The following is a 17,031-nucleotide window of genomic DNA, read 5'->3' as shown; positions in this document are numbered from 1 at the left end:
GATGGTTCCCCCTGAGAAGTGCCGCGAGTCTATGCCACCGCCCGAGGCGGATGCGCGAGCCCCCGCGCGGCGCTAGAAGCCCGCCATGCACCCACGCCGTCCGGACATCGAAGCCGCGCTCACCGGCCTGCGCACCCGCGTGCTCGGCGGGAAGGTTGTCGACGCCTGGGGCCTGGAGCCCCGCTGGCCCACGCAGGGCCCGCGGCACCAGCGGGACGCATGGCTCGACAGCCTGGCGGGGGCGCTGGAGGCGGCGCTGACGCGAAAGGCCTTCGAGCCCATCACCATCCCCGACGGACGGAGCCCCTCGCACTGGGAGTGCATCCTCGCCCACGCGCTGGTGCGTCACGGCGGACCGGTGGCTTCCTTCCCCCACTTCTCGGAGACCTCATCGTCCATGGCGCCCTGATGGATGGGGAACCGTCGGACTCGGGGCTGGTGGTCATGGGCAACCAACGGGTGCGCGCGTTGTACGCCGGCGCGAATCACCTCGTGGCCGGGGCCCTGGACGTGGAGCTGCTGGTGCCGTCCGGCTCGGACGGCTCACTGGTCGTGGGCGGAGCACTCCCCTCCAACAAGGTCCTCAACAACTTCTGGGCGCTGTGCCGGGAGGTGGGCAGCGGCCGGTCAAAGGTGCGGCCCCCTCCGTAAGGGCCGGGTAGGCTCACGCGCACGCCATGGCCCTCACGCGTCTGGACATCGCAGGCTACCGCTCCGTGCGTCAGCTCCACCTGGAGCTGGGGCCGGTGACCGTGGTGGTGGGCCCCAACGGCAGCGGCAAGACGAACCTGTACCGCGCGCTCTACCTGCTCGCGGCGGCGGCGGAAGGAAGGCTCGCGCGCACGCTGGCGGAGGAGGGCGGCACCCCCAGCGTGATGTGGGCCGGCCCGCGCGACCTGAAGAAGCCGGTGCGGCTGCGCGTGACGGTGGACCTGGACGACCTCACCTATGAGCTGCAATGCGGCCTGGTGCAGGGGTCGCCACGTGACACGATGTTCACGTTGGATCCGGAGGTGAAGGAGGAACACCTCTGGGCGCACTCGGGAGGCCGGCGTCTGGTGTTGATGGAGCGCAAGGACCGCACGGCCTTCATCCGAGATGCGGACGGAACGCGCGTCACGTTCCCCACGGAGCTGTGGGGCGCGGAGTCGGTGATGGATCAACTCTCCGAACCGCACCGCTTCCCCAGACTGGGCGAGGTCCAGCGCACGCTGAGCGCGTGGCGCTTCTACCACCACTTCCGCACCGACCCGGACGCGCTGCCCCGGCACCCGCAGGTGGGCGTGCGCACGCCGGTGCTCGCCTCCGACGGACGCGACCTGGCGGCGGCGCTCCAGACCGTCTGGGAGATTGGTGACGAGCGCGCCCTGGAGCAGGGCATCGACGACGCCTTCCCCGGAGCCAGGCTGGAGGTGCGCGCGGAGGACGGCCGCTTCAGCCTCTTCCTGCACATGCCCGGCCTGTCGAGGCCCATGGCGGCGCCGGAGCTGTCGGACGGAACGCTGCGCTACCTGTGTCTGCTGGCGGCGCTGCTCAGCCCCAGGCCGCCGCCGTTCCTCGCGCTGAACGAACCGGAGACCAGCCTGCACCCGGACCTGCTGGAGCCCCTGGGCCGCCTCATCGTGCGAGCCTCGGAGCACAGCCAGATCTGGGTGACGACGCACGCGGAGGCCCTGGCCAACGTCATCGCGGACAAGACCGGCACCTCGCCCGTGCACCTGGAGAAAGAGGCGGGCGCGACGAAGGTGAAGCCATGACGCCCGGCCTCTACCTCACGCACAAACCCGTGGGCGCCACCAGCTTCGCCACTGTCCGGACCTTTCAGGAGGAAGCCCAGGCCACGCGCCCCGGCCGCCGCACGGCGCTGTGTCACGGCGGCACGTTGGATCCATTCGCGGAAGGGCTGCTGCTGATGCTGGTGGGCCCGGCCACGCACCTCTTCGAACACCTGCACGCCGCGCCCAAGGTCTACGAGGCCCGCGTGGAGTGGGGCACGGAGACGGACACCGGAGACCTGCACGGCCGCCCCGTCCACCAGGGAGACGCGACCGCGCTCACGCCCGAGCGCCTTGAAGCAGCACTGCGCCCGTTCCTCGGCTGGACGGATCAGATCCCGCCCGCCACCAGCGCGAAGAAGCTCGGAGGCGAGCCCGCCTACCGCAAGGCCCACCGGGGCGAGGCCGTGGAGCTGCCCCCGTCGCGCGTGTACCTGCACACCGCGCGCTGGCTCTCGCACAACTTGCCCACAGCCAGCGTCCTGGAGCTCACCTGCCGCGGCGGCTACTACGTCCGCTCCCTGGCCCGGGACCTGGGACGCGCACTCGGCTGCGGAGCGCACCTCTCCACGCTGAAGCGCACGGCCATCGGCCCGTGGAAGGACCCGGGCCCTGGTGCCCGCATCGAGCTGCACGGCCGCGACCTCCTCCCCTGGACGCACTCGCGCGCGCTCACGGATCAGGACGTGGGCGCGCTACGCCAGGACCAATCCATCGCCGCCACGCCGCTCCAGCCCCCGGACTGGCGCCTGCCCCCGGGCTACCCGGAGCCCCCCGGCCCGGTGCGAGGCTTCCACCAGGGGAAGTTGACCTTCCTGCTCACGCCCGGGGACGGAGCCCTCTGGCCCGAGACAGAGCTGCGCGGCGGCGTCTAGAACAGACGCGCCGGAAGTGATGCCTCTCGTCACCACCCCGGGGGGCGGGGGGATGGTGACAGTCATCACCGCTGGTGACTGTTGTCACCACCCAGGATTTCGCGGCATCACCGCGTAACCCCACGGAATCCTTCAGGGTGTGCAGGTGGGCAGGGCTGGCACGACGCGAGCAATAGGTCCCGGCATGACCGCTTCCGCAAAGGAAGCCGCTCCTCCCGGAGATCAAAAATGGCCACGATCGAAAAGTTCTCTACCGCCGCCCTCAACACCAAGCCGGCCCTCGGCAACAAGGAACTCTCTGTCCTTCGCGGCTCCTCGTCCCCGGCGAAGCAGGCGGCGGAGACGAAGGCCACCATCAACAACATGAAGTCGCAGCTGGATGGCCTGAAGGCGCAGCTGCACGACCTGCAGGCCCGCCACAGCCACCTCGGTGATGGCTTCTCCACGCACGGCCACGGCTGCTGGGGCCCGCGCGACAACTGGCAGCCCAAGGACGTGGGCGCCATGGTGGAGATGAACAAGCTGAACCAGACCTCCGGCCCCATCAGCGCGGAGAAGTTCGCGGACAGCATCGAGGCCGCCGTCGGGGACCTGGACGGCCAGGCCGCCTCCGGTGAGTACCGCGCCGTCGCGGACTGGGCCGCCAACAACCGCGAGCGCCTCACCCCGGAGGCCCGCCAGGTGATGGACATCTACAGCAAGTACGCGGCGCTCTCCCAGGCGCGCGGCGAGTCCGGCATCCCCCAGGGCGACTTCAAGAAGATGCTCGCGGAGATGCGCGACGTGGGTGACGCCAGCGCGAAGAAGGCGCTCGCCAACCTGGACAGCAAGACCCACGGCGGCACCGTGTCCGGCCAGGACATGGCCCGCGCCATCAAGGCCGGCACCGCGGACCACGACGGCCAGGCCGGCGGCGCGGAGCTGAAGGAGTTCGAGAAGTGGGCCGCCAAGAACGAGAGCCGCCTCTCCCCGGAGGCCAAGGAGGTCCTGGACGTCTACCGCAAGCACACCAAGGCCGCCCAGGCCCAGGGCCGCACCGGCCTCACCGACGCGGAGAACGCCGCCATGAACAAGGAGATGCGCCAGGTGGGCGCCGGTGACGTGAGCGCCCGCAAGGCCACGGAGGCGCTCGACAAGGAGCAGGGCCCCATCTCCGGTGAGGACCTCGCCGAGGCCATCAAGAAGGGCATCTCCGACAAGGACGGCCACTCCTCCACCTCCGAGCTGAAGGAGTTCGAGAAGTGGGCCGCCAAGAACGAGAGCCGCCTCACGCCCGAGGCGAAGCAGGTCCTCAAGACCTACCAGCAGGCCGCGAAGAAGGCGGGCCCCGAGGGCATGACCCAGAAGGAGGCCGACGCCATGTTCAAGAAGATGGAGGCCTTCAAGACCTTCCACGACAGCTCCATGCGCAACGCGCTGGAGGGCCTGGACGCCAAGCAGGGGAAGATCTCCGGCAGCGACCTGACCGCCGCCATCGAGAAGGGCGCGGGCGACCTGGACGGCCAGGCGGCCGGCACCGAGTTCACCGACACGATGAAGTGGGCCCGCCAGAACTACGACCGCCTCACGCCGGAAGCGAAGAAGGTCGTGGACACCTACGAGAAGTACGCCACCCGCGCGCAGGCCCAGGGCTCCACGGGCATCGGCCAGAAGGACTTCAAGAAGATGATCAACGAGATGAAGTTCATCAGCAACCCGCGCCCCACGCGCCCCGTGTTCTTCGCGGCCTGATGAGCAGTGGCAGTGGGGGGGATTTGAAGCCAGAAGTCTGAAGTGCCCCGGACCTTCGGGGGAGGGTCCGGGGCACTTGTTTTTTTCGCGGGCGCGTTACTGCTTCTTCGCCTTGGCGATGGTGGCGTGCGCCTCCTTCACCACGTTCTCCACGGTGAAGCCGAACTTCTGCTGCAGCGCCTTGATGGGCGCGGACGCACCGAAGCTGCGCATGCCGATGACGCTGCCCGTGTGGCCCACCCAGCGCTCCCAGCCGAACGCCGCGCCCTTCTCCACGGAGACGCGAGCCTTCACGTCCGGGGGCAGCACGCGGTCCTGGTACTCCTGGGGCTGCTGCTCGAACAGCTCCCACGACGGCATGCTCACCACGCGGGCCTTCACGCCTTCGGCCTTGAGCTTCTCCGCGGCCTCCACCACCAGCGCCACCTCCGTGCCGGTGCCAATGAGGATGACGTCCGGCTTGCCGCCCTCCGCCTCCAGCAGCGTGTACGCGCCCTGCGCCACGCCGGAAGCAGGCGCGAACTTCGTGCGGTCCAGCGTGGGCACCGGCTGGCGCGACAGCACCAGCACCACCGGGTGGTGCTTCTGCTGCGCGATGTAGCGCCACGCCTCCGTCACCTCGTTGGCGTCACCGGGGCGCAGCACGATGTTGCCCGGCACCGCGCGCAGGGACATCAGCTGCTCCACCGGCTGGTGCGTGGGGCCGTCCTCGCCCAGGCCAATGGAGTCGTGGGTGAAGATGTGGATGGACGGGATCTCCATCAGGGACGACAGGCGCATGGCGGGGCGCTCGTAGTCACTGAAGATGAGGAACGTGGCGCCGTAGCCGCGCACGTGGCTCAGGTTGAGGCCGTTGACGACGGAGCCCATCGCGTGCTCGCGCACGCCGAAGTGGATGTTGCGGCCCGAGTACTCGCCCGGCTTCATGGACGTGGACGCGGAGATGTACGTCTTCGTGGACGGGTTCAGGTCCGCGGAGCCGCCCACCAGCCACGGGTAGTTCTTCGCCAGCGCGTTGAGCACCTTGCCGCCGGACTCACGCGTGGCCATGCCCTTCGCGTCCGCGGGGAACACGGGCAGCTCCTTGTCCCAGCCCTCGGGCAGCTCGCGCTTGAGCAGCGCGTCCAGCTCGCGCGCCAGCTCCGGGTGCTGCTTCCGGTAGTCCGCCAGGGACTTCTCCCACGCGTCATGCAGCGCCTTGCCGCGCGCGCCCAGGCGCTCCTGGAAGCGCTGCGGGACGCCGTCGGGCACCAGGAACTGCGCGTCCTCGGGCCAGCCGTAGGCCTTCTTGGTGGCCTTGATCTCCTCCGCGCCCAGGGGCTCGCCGTGGGCGCTGGCGGAGCCCTGCTTCTTGGGCGACCCGAAGCCGATGAACGAGTTGACGATGATGAGCGTGGGCTTGCCGCGCTCGTCCTTGAAGGACTTGTAGGCCTTGGACAGCGCGTCCAGGTCGTTGGCGTCGGTGACCTTCAGCACGCGCCAGCCGTAGCCCTCGAAGCGGCGGCCCACGTCCTCGGTGAAGGCCAGGTCGGTGCTGCCGTCGATGGAGATGTGGTTGCTGTCGTAGATCCAGCACAGGTTGGGCAGCTTCAGGTGGCCCGCGAGCGACGCGGCCTCGCTCGCCACGCCCTCCATCATGTCGCCGTCGCCGCACAGCGCGTAGACGTCATGGGTGAACAGGTCGAAGCCGGGCTTGTTGAAGTGGGCGCCCAGCCACTTGCTGGCGATGGCCATGCCCACGCTGTTGGACACGCCCGCGCCCAGGGGGCCGGTGGTGGTCTCCACGCCGGTGGTCCAGTGGTACTCCGGGTGGCCCGGCGTCGCCGAGTCCAGCTGGCGGAAGTTGCGGATGTCGTCCAGCGACACGGCCGGGACGTCCAGCACCTTCGCGTCCTTCACGCGCTTCACGCCCGCCAGGTGCAGCAGGCTGTAGAGCAGCATGGACGCGTGGCCGTTGGACAGGATGAAGCGGTCGCGGTCCGGCCAGTTCGGCGTGGCCGGGTCGTATCGCAGCTCCTGCTGCCACAGCTGGTAGGCCACGGGGGCCAGCGCCATGGGCGCGCCCGGGTGGCCCGAGTGGGCCTTCTCCACCGCGTCCATGGACAGCGTGCGGATGGTGTTGATTGCCTGGGTATCGATCTTCTCGGTCGTCATGCGGCCTCCCGCGCTGAGCCTGCGTCGCGGGCGCACCATGCCGTAACCGGGGCCGCTGCGCCGCACCAAACACGCCCGTCCGTCGGCAGGCGCACGCCCCTTTCCGGGAATTACCGCCGGGCCATCGCGCCCCGGGGCGTCTTCCCCCGGGTCAGATGGTTCACTGCCTCACCCAACCCCTCCACCGTGAGGGCGAACATGGGGAATACATTGGCGATGACCGCGATGGTCCCCGAGCGCCACGACCCCCGAGGCTCCGGGTTGAGCCACACGTTGCGCTCGAAGTGCTGCGCCAGCTGCATCATCCACGTGAGCCCCTCCAGCCCCTCCTGCCGGTACTGGCCATTGGCATCCGTGCGGATGCCCAGCTCATACGGGGCCATGGATGCGTCCCCCACCATCACCAGCTTGTGATGCCGGCCCACCTGCGCGGTGAGTTCCGGCACGGTGATGCCGCCCGTCAGCTGCGGCGTGGCGTACAGCTTCCCGTAGACGCAGTTGTGGAAGTAGTAGGTGCGCAGCTCCTTGAAGTGCGTGGCCTGGCTGGCGACGCTGAACAGCCGGCTCACCAGGTGCGCGTACGGGTCCATGGAGCCGCCCACGTCCATGCACAGCACCACGCGCGTGTTGGGCCGGCGCGGCGGACGTGTCACGACCTCCAGCTCGCCCGCGTTCTTCGCGGTGGCGGCGATGCTCTCGTCCACGTCCAGCTCCTCCGCCACGCCCTCGCGCGCGAAGGCCCGCAGCTTGCGCAGCGCCACCGCCATCTGCCGCGTGTCCAGCACCAGGTCGTCGCGGTAGCCCGCGTACTTGCGCGCTCCGGCCTGCCACAGCGCCTGGCCCTGCCGCCCGCCCGTGCCGCCAATGCGCACGCCCTGCCGGGCCATGCCATTGTTGCCAAAGGCAGACGCGCCGCCCGTGCCCACCCAGCGCGTACCGCCGTCGTGGCGCTCGGTCTGCTCCTTCAGCCGCTGCTCCAGCTGCCGGCGCAGCTCTTCGGGATCCCACTGCTCCAGGAGCGCCAGCTCCTCCGGGCTCAGGTCGGTGCGCTCCTTGGCCTCCTCCAGCCAGGACAACAGCTCCTCGGTGAGCTTCAGCGCGTCGGAGGCCACACCCTGGAAATGCGCGAGGAACGCCTGGTCAAAGGCATCCAGCTGCGTCTCCGAGTGGACGAGGAGCGCGCGAGCCACGTGATAGAAACCATCCAGGCTGCTGTCATGCAGCCCGGCCTTCAGCGCTCCGGCCAGGGCAAGCGCCTCCTGCGCGCCCACCTTCACCCCGCGCTTTCGCAGCTCGTAGAAGAACGGCAGGAACATGGCGTGGCCTCCCAAGCCTGCCTTAAGCGCGAGTCCGCCGGCCGCGCCCGAAGGCCTCCGCCACCGCCACCAGGTCCTGCTCTTTCTTGAGCAGCGCGCCCAGGAACGGCAGCTGTTCATCCAGCTTCAGCTCCACCACGCCGTTGGCCTTGAGCACGGAAATCCAGTCAACGAGCTCACTGGTGGAGGGCCGCTTGCGCAGACGCGTCATCGCGCGCAGCTCGTAGAAGACCTTGAGCGCCTGGTCCGCCAGCGACGCATCCAGCCCCGGGTGGTGCACGTCCACGATGCGCTGCATGAGCTCGCGCTCCGGGAAGTCGATGAAGTGGAACACGCACCGGCGCAGGAACGCGTCAGGCAATTCCTTCTCGTTGTTGCTGGTGATGAGCACCACCGGGCGGTGCTTCGCCACCACCTCGTCGTTCGTCTCGGAGATGCGGAAGCGCATCCGGTCCAGCTCGTGGAGCAGGTCGTTGGGGAACTCCAGGTCCGCCTTGTCCACTTCGTCGATGAGCAACACCACGCGCTCCGGAGCGGCGAACGCCTCGCCCAGCGGCCCCAGGCGGATGTATCGCCGGATGTCTCGCACGTCCCCGTCCCCGAAGCGCGAGTCATACAACCGCTGCACGGTGTCGTAGACATACAGGCCGTCCTGCGCGCGCGTGGTGCTCTTCACGTGCCAGGTGAGCAGCTTCAATCCCAGTCCCTGCGCAATCGCTTCCGCCAGCAGCGTCTTGCCGGTGCCGGGCTCGCCCTTGACCAGCAGTGGACGCTGGAGCGTGAGGGCGCAATTGACGGCCGCCTGCAGGCCCTCGCTCGTGAGGTAGGAGTCGGTGCCGCGGAAGCGAACAGGGGTGGGAACCGGAGTCATGGTTGGTTCCTTTAACATCCCGGGGAATGTTTCCATCCCTCCCCAGGCGGTTGGGTGTATATCCTGCCCCACATGGCCCCACTTTCTCTTGAGACCGAACTGCGCGACATGGTCCGTCGCGAGTTGCAACTGCAACTGGCTCCCGTTCAGAAGGCCGTCGCCCGGATGGCCAATGGGCTGGATGCGCTGGACGACCTGCGGGAGATGATTCAACGGCTGGCGCCGCTCTCCAGCCGCCTCGGGGCCGTGGCGGGCGTGCGCACGCCCTCGCTGGCGCCGGAGCCGGTCCGCCGCCGTCCGGGCCGTCCGCCGAAGGCCGCCGCGCCCGCCGCGAGGGGTCCGGGCCGTCCGCCGAAGGCCGCCGCCGCGCCCGCCGCGAGGGGCCCGGGCCGTCCGCCGAAGGCCGCCGCCGCGGAAGACAACCAGGCCTGCGCCGTCATCGGCTGCAAGCGCCAGAGCCGCTCCAAGGGCTACTGCTCGGCGCACTACCAGAAGCTGCGCCTGCTCATCCGCACCGGCCGCCGTCCGGAGGCGTGGGTGGATGGAGCGAAGTCGCAGTCGGTCCCGGACGTCACGCTGCCGCGAGGCCGCGCGGGCAGCCAGGCGCTGAAGGAAGCCGCGAAACCGGCCGCGCCCGCGGCGCCGCCCAAGCCCAAGGCGTGGGTGCGCAAGAAGGGCTCCGGCGGCGGCATGGTGTCGCTGACCTGACGGAGGACGTCGTCCCCGGTGGTCCCCGCGTGACGGGTCGCCCCCAGCGGCCCGCCGTGCGTGCCTCGGGCCCGACACGCAGTGCTTCCTTCGATTGACATGCGGGCCGTGGAGGTGTGAATCCCGGCCCCATGAGCGAGCAATATCCAGTCACCGTCGCGGTCCGCCGTCCCGACGGTTCGGTGGAGCAGGTCCGGGTGGGCACGGCGTACCGGAACGACGAAGGCTTCACGCTGCAATTGGGCGAGCTGTCCATGAGCGCCACGCCCGTCGCGGCGTCGGCCCCGGCGTACCGCCGTCCCGCGTCCTCGGGCGCCCCGTCCGGTGGCGGTGGTGGTGGTGGCGACGGCACGCTCCTGCCCAACTACGGCCGCAGCAAGGGCGCCCCCGTCTACGGCGCCAGCCTCCAGGACCTGGAGTTCTACGCCAACGGCGCGCGCCGCTCCCTGGCGGACCCCAGCAAGTCGCGCTGGCACGACAAGGAGCGCCAGCTCCTGGCCGCCATCGAGGCGGAGATTGCCCGGCAGCGCGGTGAGGGTGGCGGCGGCGAGCCCCCCGCGCGCGGCGGTGGCGGAGGCGGCCGGGGCGGTGGCTACGGCTACGGCAACCCGCCGGACGACGGCGAAATCCCGCCCCCCGGCGACGACGACAACATCCCCTTCTGAGTGAAGCAGCGGACCCCCGCGGCCGGGAAATCGGTCGCGGGGGGATCCAATCGGTCCCGGCTCGCGCAATACAAGAGGTGATCACCCGGCCGACTCGGGGGTCATTGATATCGCCGGCCCGATGGTAGATACGGTCTGTGTATTCAGTATTACCAAAAGTGAATTGACACATCGCGTGTGCTTCATTCCACGCCGGTGACTTCACTTTTGAAGCATTCCCCATCCTGCGGATTTCACAGGCCTGAGGGGGTGTTCTGGCGTCGCTCGCCCTTCACGGATGACGCGTCCAGAAACCGGAACTCCGTCTTTCCGAGGGCTTAGGAGGTGGCCTGGAACGTGCTCTAGGCACCCCAGCCAGGGAATCCATCCCGTCCGGCAAGGCTGTGAAATCGCGAGGCCATGGAAATGACCGAACGGGTGTGTGTGGTGGGTGCGGGTTCGTTCGTCCCAGCACGGACCATCTCCAACGAGCGGATCGCCAAGGCGATCCCCGGCTGGTCGGCCGCCCGCATCGAAGAGAAGATTGGCATCAAGGAGCGCCGCTTCCTCTGGGACTTCGACGACGAGACGGGCCGCGCCATCCCCCCGCCGGACGACGTGCTGGGGCGCTTCTACCCGGCGACGAACACGGACATGTGTGAGGTGTCGCTGCGCCAGGCCCTCTCGCGCGGCGGCGTGGATCCGAAGGAGCTGGACGCGCTCTTCGTGGTGACGTGCACCCCGGACGCGCCGCACTTCAACCACGACGCCATGGTGCTGCATGAGCGGCTGGGCCTGCGCGAGGACGCCTTCGCGCTGGTGGTGGATGACGGCTGCGGCGGCACGCCGTACGTGCTGGACCTGGTGCGCAAGATGATGGACGGCGGCCGCTTCCGCACGGTGGCGGTGGTGGCCTCGGCGTTCACGTCCCCGCTGCTCAACCGCGAGGTCTACACGGACGAACTGCCCCCCACGCCGGGCCGCCCCAAGGCGCTCAACGCGTACCTGTCCATGTATGTCTTCGGCGACGGCGCGGGCGCGGTGGTGCTGCGCAGGCAGCCGGGCGACGAGGACGGCCCGGGCATCCTCTCCTCATTCTCCGGCAACGCGTACGCGGAGCTGGTGTCGCGCCGGGGCGGCGGCATGCTGAAGCTGCCCTACCAGCCAGGTCGCACGCGCCCGGCCGACATGGCCTTCGTGGTGGACGGCTTCAAGGTCGCGCGCAGCTACCCGGAGTACATGCAGAAGTGCCTGGACGCGGTGCTCACGCCCACGGTGCGTGAGCAGGTGAAGCGCTACTACTTCCACCAGCCCAACAAGCGGGTGATGGACGCGTTCGTGAGCCGCGCGGGCCTGCCGAAGGAGGCCGTGGCCTGCAACGTGGATCGCATTGGCAATACGTCCGCGGCCGGGATGTTGATTCTGCTGGCGGACGACCTGGAGCAGGGTCGTGTTTCACTCGGCAGTGGGGACCTGGTGGTGGTGGCGGCCGTCGGCGCCAACGTCCATTATGGCGCCCAGCTCGTGCGGCTGTAGCGCGCACGGGTGTTGTCATCTCCTCCCCCCCGGAGATTCCCCCCTCTATGAGTGAGCAGCGCAAGGAAGTCGTGGTCCTGGAGCCCGCCATTGCCCAGGACCTGGAGAAGCGCCTGGCCCTGGCGACCCCCGACGACACGGCACGAGGCATGTTCTTCAACGGAGCGCTGAACGCGGTGCGCATCCTTGGTGGCGACGCCGCGGTGGAGAAGTGTCTGGCCGCGGTGCAGGAGAAGAAGTTCGTGGACTTCTTCAACTACCCGGTGTCGGGCTTCCTGAAGCTGTCCTTCACGGGAGCGCAGTTGATGGGGCCGCAGCTGGGCGGCTTCGACGCGATGTTGCGCAAGATGGGCACGCAGGCGACCACGGACTTCCTGTCGTCCGCGGCGGGCAAGACGCTGCTGCTGCTCGCGGGTGACAGCCCCAAGCGCCTGGTGACGAACCTGCCCACGGGCTACCGCGCGGCGGTGAGCTACGGCGACCGCAGCGTGGAGTGGTCCAGCGACCGCGCGGGCAAGCTCCTGATGAAGCGGGACTTCATGCCGCCCGCGTACCACGAGGGCGTGCTCCAGGCCGTCATCGAGGCCCTGGGCGCCCGGGGCGTCCAGGTGAAGGGCCGGCAGACGGGCCCGGTGGACACGGAGTACGCGCTGTCCTGGCAGTGACCGGAGCAGACAACCCGCGGTCCTGAAGAAGGATGGGGTCGAGCATGGCGCAGGCAGGAGCCACGGTGCGGCTGCAGTCCGGCACGGAGTGGGTGTATGCCTTTCGCTCGCAGGAGGACGCCGCGACGCCGCCGGATGAAGCGGTGTGCGCCGCGGCGCCCTTCACCCCCACGGTGAAGCTGGGCGCCGGCCTCTACGTGCCCGTGGGCGACGGCACCTACGAAAGGGTGGGCTCGGCGACGGCCTGCTTCCGGCTGACGGACCGGGCCTTCACCCCGGGCACGCAGGTGCCGTTCCATGCACGCTTCGTCCTGCCGGTGGGCGCCTTCAGCGCGTCCGGCGAGTGCACGCTCGTGAGCAATGACCAGCCCCAGTCGGGCGTGGTGCTCGCGGGCGGCGCGCTCAAGCTGGTGGAGGTGCCGCCGGGCTTCGTGGGGGGCGTGATGTCCAACCTGAGCGTGTTCAACCCGCTCAAGCTGCCCGGCTTCGCCACGGGCTCGTACTACACGCTCTACGCCTTCCGGAAGGACGCCGCGTCCAGCACCCCAGGGTGAGCCGGAATGTCGGGGTTGCCTGGGAGAATACGTCCCGGGTCATCCGACGCCATCACGAGGGGGACGCATGGAAAGCAGGTGGAATCCGCTCTACGAATCGCTCGGCTACCGGCCGCCCGCGAGCGGTAGGGGCGCGCCATCGGAGGCACCGCCGCCGGAGGACACGGACCTGCCGCTCCTCGGCGCGGAGGAGCTGGACGCGCTGAAGTCCGCCTTCCTGCGCGAGCCGGAGGACGTGCTGCGCTGGACGGAGAGCGGCCTGGGCGCGAGGGTCACGGTGGGCGCGTTCGTCGAAGCGCTGCGCGAGTTGGAACTGCTCTTCACGGACCCCGGCCAGCTCCAGGAGCAGCTGGACGCGACGGAGCGCCACGCCCGTCAGGGCACGGGAGGACTGCCCGCGGACTTCACCTTCCCGCTGAGGACGGAGGAGATCCCCATCGACCCCGCGCGCACGCGCTTCGAGCCGCGGGCGGACCTGCGCGGCTGGCTGTTGTTCAGCGGCCCCGTGTGGCTGGAGCAGGGCGCGGCGGTGAAGCAGGCCCCGTTCCGCTGGCACTTCGGGGCGAAGAGCCGCTTCGTCTATCCGCTGCGGGAGCCGGAGCCCGGCCGCCCGGTGGAGGTGGCGCTCTTCGGAGACTTCGGCACGGGCGAATACGCTTCCCGCTACATCGCCCGGCAGCTGGTGATGCGCGGCGAGCGCCTGGACTGCGCGGTGCACCTGGGCGGCGTCTTCTACTCGGGCCGCCAGGGCGAATTCGACGCGCACGTGGCGGGGCCGCTGGAGCCGCTGCTCGGGACGACGTCGCTCCTGACGCTGAACGCGCCGCCGGAGATGCGCTCGGGCGCGGGGGCCTACTTCCGCTACCTGGACGAGCGGCGGGGCGCGGGCCCCCGTCACCCGCAGGAGGGCAGCTACTTCTGCCTCGCCGCGGAGCGCTTCCAGCTCATCGGCCTGGACACCGCCTGGTTCGAAGCGGGCCGCCACCGCGAACCCGCGCTGCTGCAATGGCTGGAGCAGCGCCTGTCGGAAGGACGCCGGCGGGGCGCGATGAACATCCTGCTGAGCCACGCCGCGCCCTACGGACCGGACGCGGCGCGGCTGCACCCATTGGTGACCGAGGACCTGCGCGCGCTGGTCGTGGAGCGCGAGTGGGTGGACCTCTGGTGCTGGGGAGGCGCCCAGGCCGGAGCGCTCTATGACCGCGCGCCGGGCCTGCCCTTCCTCGGCGCCAGCCTGGGCCACGGAGGCTTCCCCTCCGAGCGGAAGGACGCCCCGGAGTACCCGGTGGCGCCGGTGCGCTTCTTCGAATCCCGGCCGCGCTTCCCGGAGTGGACGGGCGTGCGCCAGGACCGGGGCAACCACGGCCACGCGACGCTGTGGCTGCACGCGGACGGCAAGGCCTCGCTGCGCTACACGGACTGGATGGGCCAGGTGCGCTGCGAGGCGTCCCTGTCACGGCGGGCCCCCAGGGAGCCCGTGACGCTGAAGACGCTCGACGTGCGGGAGTGAGTCAGGGGCCCTCAAGCTCCGGTGATGCCGCGCTCCTTCATGTACTTGCGAAGGCCCGCGGCCGCCTGGGCGCGCACCTTGTTGTGCAGGAGCGGAGTCCACCCGAGCGCCCATCCCACGGGCCCCAGCGCCTGCCGCGACCAGGTCCAGAAGGGGAACCGGTCGGTGTGGCGGATGATCTTCCCGTCGGCGAACTCGAAGGACGCATCAATGCGGTTGAGCACCTTCCGGCCCGTCTGGCTGAAGGTGTAGCGCGCATCCCAGTGGGCGCTGCCGGTGCGGTCATCGGCCTGGACCTGGCTGAAGTCGAGCTCCAGGTCCTTGCCGCGCTCCAGCAGCATGCGCCACATGGAGGTGGCCCCCGCGTAGCGCAGGCCCTGGAACACGGCGTCGTTGAACTCCACGTCCGGGTGGTAGCAGGCGGCCATGCCGTCCGCGTCGCGCCGCTGGAAGGCCGAATAGAAGTCGGTGATGAGCTGGGAGTGCGGGTGCATGTCACCGGTCTAGCGGAACGGCCGAGCAATGGAAAAGGCCGCATGGCAGAGTCCGTCGCATGGCTCGCGACATCGTCATCTGGCCCCACAAGGTTCTCACCTCGCCCACCCAGCCCGTGACCGACTTCGGCCCGGCACTCGAGACGCTCCTCCAGGAGATGTCGGAGTCCATGGCGGAAGCCAAGGGCATCGGCATCGCGGCCAACCAGGTGGGAGTCGCCCTGCGCGTGGCCATCGTCGGCCGCGAGGACGGCACCCAGTTCGAAATCGTGAACCCCCAGATTCTCTCGAAGGAGGGGAGCGTGAAGTACGAGGAGGGCTGCCTCTCCGTACCGGACGTCTGGGAGAAGTGCCCCCGCGTCGAGCGCGTGAAGGTCCGCTACCAGGACAAGACGGGCGAGTGGCACGAGCTGGAGGCGGACGGCCGGCTCGCCCACGTGCTCCAGCACGAAATCGACCACCTGGACGGCCACGTCTTCGTGGAGCACCTGGGCAGCCTGAAGCAGAAGCTCATCAAGGAGCGCATGCTGAAACTGCAGAAGTCGCTCGCGCGCCGCAAGGACGAGCCCTCGCAGGACAAGGGAACGAAGCGCTCGTAAGCGAATGGACCCGCGCCCCGTCCCCCGCAAGGTCCAGGCCTTCCGTGAGGAGTACCGGGCCCAGGTCATCGGGCCCGGTTACCGGGGGCAGGCCCACTTCGCCTTCACCAGCCTCGTATGCCTGGGAGGAATCGCCCTGGCGCTGAGCCAGGTGGAGGCCCCCCGGCTCTGGGAGCTGCTCGGAGTCCCCGCGGTCATCGCGCTCGCGAACACCATCGAGTTCCTCGGCCACCGGGGCCCCATGCACCACCGCACCCGGGGCCTGGGCCTGGTGTTCGAGCGGCACACCGTCCAGCACCACCGCTTCTTCACCCACGAGGCGATGGCCTACGAGTCCCCCCGGGACTTCAAGATGGTGCTCTTTCCCCCGGTCCTGCTCCTCTTCTTCCTGGGAGCCATCGCCGCGCCGCTGGGAGCGCTCTGCTTCCTGCTCATCTCCCCCAACGCAGGCTGGCTCTTCGCCGCCACGGCGCTCGGCTATTACCTCGCGTACGAGTGGGTGCACTTCACCACGCACCTGCCGGGCAGCCACTGGAGCGCCCGCCTGCCCGGCATCTCCTTCCTGAGGCGCCACCACCAGGTGCACCACGATCCCAGCCGGATGGGGCGCCACAACTTCAACATCACCTTTCCCCTCGGAGACGGGCTCTTCGGAACGCGGTGGCGCGCCCCACCGGACGAGGAGCAGGCGGCTCGCCGAGGGGAGTGACGGGGAAAAAGAAAGCCGGAGCCGGGGGTTCACACCCTGGAACGGCGTGCCCATATCCCGGGCGTCTCGGGAGGAATGATCAGGCCCGGATCAATCAGGGTTTGACGTCGCCGAATCGAAGCGTTAGAGACTGGACCCCCGCGCAACGAACCGTCGGCCCCCGGGCCTCGGAAAGTCAGCGCGGGGGGAAGAAAAGGATCGACGAAGGATGTTGATCCCGAACGCGGCAAAGAGGTAGAAGCCGCGCCCCGCTCGCAAGGAACCGAAGGCAGCAGCTCGGAACCTCGGAGCGGTCAGCAGCAAACGGTCGCCACCAAAATGGTTGATCGCGGATGCGGTGGTGGTACAAGCCGCGCCCCTCGCTTCGAAGCCCGCGCACTGGCGCGGAAGGCACTTCGTTAGAGAGAGCAGCACCGACAAGAAAATAGGGCGGTCAACCAAGCGAGTTGACAGTGAACGCGGCGAAGAGATAGAAGCCGCGCCCCACCGAAGAAGCAGCAGTCCGGAAGACAACACGACGGACGCAAGGCGGTGAGGAAAGCTGACAGCGAGCGGTTGACAAGGAAGACGGCGCCGAAGTAGAAGCCGCCTCCCTCGAAACGAAGCGGCGGAAGTCACTGGACGGCGCCGACGAGATTCGAGACAGCCCGCAGGACGCAAAAGCGAAGTTGACGCTGACTGCGAACTGAAATAGAAGCTGCAACCCCGCCGGTTGAAACAAAACCGGCAACGAAGTAGACGGTAGCAAAAGTCGCGAAGCAGCACAAGCGGCTCGGTCTTTGAAAACCAAATAGCAAGCCCAAGCAGTAATGGATTGCGGAAACCGCAGTCAATTTTTTGAGGGCATCTTCATCTTCAAGAGCAGCGCTGAAAAGCGCAGCGAGAAGGGA

Annotated in this window: 18 protein-coding genes; 13 read left to right on the top strand and 5 right to left on the bottom strand. The window is 69.1% G+C overall.

What is annotated here, in order from left to right; all coding sequences use genetic code 11:
• Positions 1-85: 85 nt before the first annotated feature.
• From D7X96_RS23920 to D7X96_RS23900, 5 genes are all read left to right on the top strand, one after another.
• Entirely contained in the window at positions 86-409 is a 324-nt protein-coding gene (locus D7X96_RS23920; protein WP_121723435.1) for a hypothetical protein, read from the top strand.
• Positions 409-651 (top strand): hypothetical protein, encoded by a 243-nt coding sequence (locus tag D7X96_RS23915; RefSeq protein WP_120549543.1) that lies wholly within the window; start codon positions 409-411, stop codon positions 649-651. The genes D7X96_RS23920 and D7X96_RS23915 overlap by 1 nt, the downstream gene beginning before the upstream one ends.
• A 26-nt stretch (positions 652-677) precedes the next feature.
• Positions 678-1,757 carry an AAA family ATPase gene (locus tag D7X96_RS23910; protein WP_121770797.1) on the top strand — a complete coding sequence of 360 codons (1,080 nt, stop codon included), beginning with the start codon at positions 678-680 and terminating at the stop codon, positions 1,755-1,757.
• On the top strand, positions 1,754-2,650 hold the full coding sequence (gene truB / locus D7X96_RS23905) for a tRNA pseudouridine(55) synthase TruB (protein WP_121770796.1): 897 nt from the start codon (positions 1,754-1,756) through the stop codon (positions 2,648-2,650). Before D7X96_RS23910 ends, truB begins: the two co-directional genes overlap by 4 nt.
• A gap of 228 nt (positions 2,651-2,878) precedes the next feature.
• A complete protein-coding gene (locus D7X96_RS23900) occupies positions 2,879-4,381 on the top strand; it encodes a hypothetical protein (protein ID WP_121770795.1) in 1,503 nt (500 codons plus the stop codon).
• Between the two features lie 96 nt (positions 4,382-4,477).
• On the opposite strand, the gene tkt is transcribed toward D7X96_RS23900, so the two are convergent.
• The 3 genes from tkt to D7X96_RS23885 all read right to left on the bottom strand — a co-directional run bounded on the left by tkt (position 4,478) and on the right by D7X96_RS23885 (position 8,722).
• Positions 4,478-6,535, bottom strand: a complete 2,058-nt coding sequence (tkt, locus tag D7X96_RS23895) for a transketolase (protein WP_121723439.1) — start codon at positions 6,533-6,535, stop codon at positions 4,478-4,480.
• Between the two features lie 110 nt (positions 6,536-6,645).
• Positions 6,646-7,851 (bottom strand): vWA domain-containing protein, encoded by a 1,206-nt coding sequence (locus D7X96_RS23890; RefSeq protein ID WP_120549548.1) that lies wholly within the window; start codon positions 7,849-7,851, stop codon positions 6,646-6,648.
• Positions 7,852-7,873: 22 nt separating this feature from the next.
• Positions 7,874-8,722, bottom strand: a complete 849-nt coding sequence (locus D7X96_RS23885; protein ID WP_120549549.1) for an AAA family ATPase — start codon at positions 8,720-8,722, stop codon at positions 7,874-7,876.
• A 108-nt stretch (positions 8,723-8,830) separates the two neighbouring features.
• Between D7X96_RS23885 and D7X96_RS23880 the strand changes: the two genes are divergently transcribed.
• From D7X96_RS23880 to D7X96_RS23855, 6 genes are all read left to right on the top strand, one after another.
• Complete coding sequence (locus tag D7X96_RS23880; protein WP_244219703.1) at positions 8,831-9,430, top strand: vegetative protein; 600 nt, start codon at positions 8,831-8,833, stop codon at positions 9,428-9,430.
• 131 nt (positions 9,431-9,561) lie between these two features.
• Complete coding sequence (locus D7X96_RS23875) at positions 9,562-10,095, top strand: hypothetical protein (RefSeq protein ID WP_120549551.1); 534 nt, start codon at positions 9,562-9,564, stop codon at positions 10,093-10,095.
• Between the two features lie 405 nt (positions 10,096-10,500).
• Complete coding sequence (locus D7X96_RS23870; RefSeq protein WP_120549552.1) at positions 10,501-11,610, top strand: 3-oxoacyl-ACP synthase III family protein; 1,110 nt, start codon at positions 10,501-10,503, stop codon at positions 11,608-11,610.
• A gap of 47 nt (positions 11,611-11,657) precedes the next feature.
• Complete coding sequence (locus tag D7X96_RS23865) at positions 11,658-12,275, top strand: DUF2378 family protein (protein WP_120549553.1); 618 nt, start codon at positions 11,658-11,660, stop codon at positions 12,273-12,275.
• A 44-nt stretch (positions 12,276-12,319) separates the two neighbouring features.
• Positions 12,320-12,829 (top strand): hypothetical protein, encoded by a 510-nt coding sequence (locus tag D7X96_RS23860; protein WP_120549561.1) that lies wholly within the window; start codon positions 12,320-12,322, stop codon positions 12,827-12,829.
• Between the two features lie 67 nt (positions 12,830-12,896).
• Positions 12,897-14,339, top strand: a complete 1,443-nt coding sequence (locus tag D7X96_RS23855; protein WP_121770793.1) for a hypothetical protein — start codon at positions 12,897-12,899, stop codon at positions 14,337-14,339.
• An 11-nt stretch (positions 14,340-14,350) separates the two neighbouring features.
• Here D7X96_RS23855 and D7X96_RS23850 read toward each other — a convergent pair whose 3' ends face one another.
• Positions 14,351-14,833: a nuclear transport factor 2 family protein gene (locus tag D7X96_RS23850; RefSeq protein WP_120549555.1), complete on the bottom strand. Its 483-nt coding sequence runs from the start codon at positions 14,831-14,833 to the stop codon at positions 14,351-14,353.
• A gap of 59 nt (positions 14,834-14,892) precedes the next feature.
• Between D7X96_RS23850 and def the strand changes: the two genes are divergently transcribed.
• Positions 14,893-15,432, top strand: a complete 540-nt coding sequence (gene def / locus D7X96_RS23845) for a peptide deformylase (RefSeq protein ID WP_120549556.1) — start codon at positions 14,893-14,895, stop codon at positions 15,430-15,432.
• Positions 15,433-15,436: 4 nt separating this feature from the next.
• Positions 15,437-16,141, top strand: coding sequence for a sterol desaturase family protein (locus D7X96_RS23840; RefSeq protein ID WP_121770792.1), 705 nt, complete (start codon positions 15,437-15,439; stop codon positions 16,139-16,141).
• Between the two features lie 614 nt (positions 16,142-16,755).
• Here D7X96_RS23840 and D7X96_RS40480 read toward each other — a convergent pair.
• On the bottom strand, positions 16,756-17,031 hold a 276-nt coding region (locus tag D7X96_RS40480; RefSeq protein ID WP_208647363.1), incomplete at its 5' end, for a hypothetical protein.

The organism is Corallococcus interemptor, from assembly GCF_003668875.1.
In the GTDB taxonomy this organism is placed as follows: domain Bacteria; phylum Myxococcota; class Myxococcia; order Myxococcales; family Myxococcaceae; genus Corallococcus; species Corallococcus interemptor.
The sequence above is the reverse complement of the archived record's forward strand: the minus strand, read 5'-3'. Positions and strand labels throughout refer to the sequence as shown.

Bases quoted from the DNA above. Each gene is read 5' to 3' on its own strand.
- D7X96_RS23920 (WP_121723435.1), top strand. From the start codon at position 86: ATGCACCCACGCCGTCCGGACATCGAAGCCGCGCTCACCGGCCTGCGC.
- D7X96_RS23915 (WP_120549543.1), top strand. From the start codon at position 409: ATGGATGGGGAACCGTCGGACTCGGGGCTGGTGGTCATGGGCAACCAA.
- D7X96_RS23910 (WP_121770797.1), top strand. From the start codon at position 678: ATGGCCCTCACGCGTCTGGACATCGCAGGCTACCGCTCCGTGCGTCAG.
- truB (WP_121770796.1), top strand. From the start codon at position 1,754: ATGACGCCCGGCCTCTACCTCACGCACAAACCCGTGGGCGCCACCAGC.
- D7X96_RS23900 (WP_121770795.1), top strand. From the start codon at position 2,879: ATGGCCACGATCGAAAAGTTCTCTACCGCCGCCCTCAACACCAAGCCG.
- tkt (WP_121723439.1), bottom strand. From the start codon at position 6,535: ATGACGACCGAGAAGATCGATACCCAGGCAATCAACACCATCCGCACG.
- D7X96_RS23890 (WP_120549548.1), bottom strand. From the start codon at position 7,851: ATGTTCCTGCCGTTCTTCTACGAGCTGCGAAAGCGCGGGGTGAAGGTG.
- D7X96_RS23885 (WP_120549549.1), bottom strand. From the start codon at position 8,722: ATGACTCCGGTTCCCACCCCTGTTCGCTTCCGCGGCACCGACTCCTAC.
- D7X96_RS23880 (WP_244219703.1), top strand. From the start codon at position 8,831: ATGGTCCGTCGCGAGTTGCAACTGCAACTGGCTCCCGTTCAGAAGGCC.
- D7X96_RS23875 (WP_120549551.1), top strand. From the start codon at position 9,562: ATGAGCGAGCAATATCCAGTCACCGTCGCGGTCCGCCGTCCCGACGGT.
- D7X96_RS23870 (WP_120549552.1), top strand. From the start codon at position 10,501: ATGACCGAACGGGTGTGTGTGGTGGGTGCGGGTTCGTTCGTCCCAGCA.
- D7X96_RS23865 (WP_120549553.1), top strand. From the start codon at position 11,658: ATGAGTGAGCAGCGCAAGGAAGTCGTGGTCCTGGAGCCCGCCATTGCC.
- D7X96_RS23860 (WP_120549561.1), top strand. From the start codon at position 12,320: ATGGCGCAGGCAGGAGCCACGGTGCGGCTGCAGTCCGGCACGGAGTGG.
- D7X96_RS23855 (WP_121770793.1), top strand. From the start codon at position 12,897: ATGGAAAGCAGGTGGAATCCGCTCTACGAATCGCTCGGCTACCGGCCG.
- D7X96_RS23850 (WP_120549555.1), bottom strand. From the start codon at position 14,833: ATGCACCCGCACTCCCAGCTCATCACCGACTTCTATTCGGCCTTCCAG.
- def (WP_120549556.1), top strand. From the start codon at position 14,893: ATGGCTCGCGACATCGTCATCTGGCCCCACAAGGTTCTCACCTCGCCC.
- D7X96_RS23840 (WP_121770792.1), top strand. From the start codon at position 15,437: ATGGACCCGCGCCCCGTCCCCCGCAAGGTCCAGGCCTTCCGTGAGGAG.